The sequence below is a fragment of the Bacillus sp. AFS001701 genome (genome assembly GCF_002559405.1).
In the GTDB taxonomy this organism is placed as follows: domain Bacteria; phylum Bacillota; class Bacilli; order Bacillales; family Bacillaceae_G; genus Gottfriedia.
Genome location: NZ_NTZO01000343.1, coordinates 1 through 939, shown reverse-complemented (window position 1 = coordinate 939; position 939 = coordinate 1). Strand labels below are relative to the sequence as shown.

1 protein-coding gene is annotated in these 939 nt (G+C 29.1%); it reads left to right on the top strand.

Annotated features, from left to right (window positions below; all coding sequences use genetic code 11):
* Positions 1 to 368 precede the first annotated feature (368 nt).
* On the top strand, positions 369 to 920 hold the full coding sequence (locus CN514_RS19545) for a TlpA family protein disulfide reductase (protein ID WP_098234038.1): 552 nt from the start codon (positions 369 to 371) through the stop codon (positions 918 to 920).
* Positions 921 to 939: the final 19 nt, after the last annotated feature.

Here is a 939-nt window from a genome sequence, read left to right as displayed (position 1 = left end):
CTTTTTGGGGTCTTGACCATATTGGGCCGTGTTTTTTTGTTTAGGTTAGTGACAAATCGCAATTAAAATGATGGAATCGCAAATAAAAACCAGAAATCGCAATTAAAATCCGACGAATATCAATAATTAATCAGACAGAAGCGATCAACCTAACAATAAAATGGACTAAATGGATAAAAAAATTACGAATTAATAGGGCATTCCTGTAAAAAATATAATAAAAGTGGATCTATATTAAGATAATTTGAATGGAAAATTGTATTTAAAGGAAAATCCAAAGAGATATTGTCTAAGAACAGATGCGAGCTTGTTCCACTTTTGTATTTATTATGGTTAAATAGAGATAGTTCATTAAAAGGGTGATTTGTATGAAAAAAGTAATTCCTTTGCTGATTCTTTTAGTAGCATTAGGATATTCAATTTTTCAATTAAATGAGAAAAAAGAAGAAGAGAAAAAAGTCAGTAATAATAATGATGCTTATATTGCATCAATTCAAAAATTAGGTGTTCAAGTTGGACAGCAGGCACCGGATATACAATTGATGACTTTAGATGAAAAGAAGGTTAATTTGTCTTCATTTAAAGGTAAGAAAGTAATCTTAAACTTCTGGGCTACTTGGTGTCCTCCATGTCAAGACGAGATACCAGCATTAGAGAAATTCCATCAAAAGCATAAGGATATTGAAATGATCGGTGTTGCGGATTATATTGGAGAGAAAAAGGATTTAAATTTTATCAAGAACTTTGTTAATAAAAATAGTATGAATTATCGAATTTTAATTGATGAAAACGGTGATAATTTTCGTAAATATGGCGTGATTTCAATACCAACTACGTACTTTATTAATCCGAATGGAGAAGTAGTTTTTAAGCAAATTGGACCATTAACTGAAAAACAATTAAATGCATTTTTAAAATAAGAAAAAATTTACTAAAATG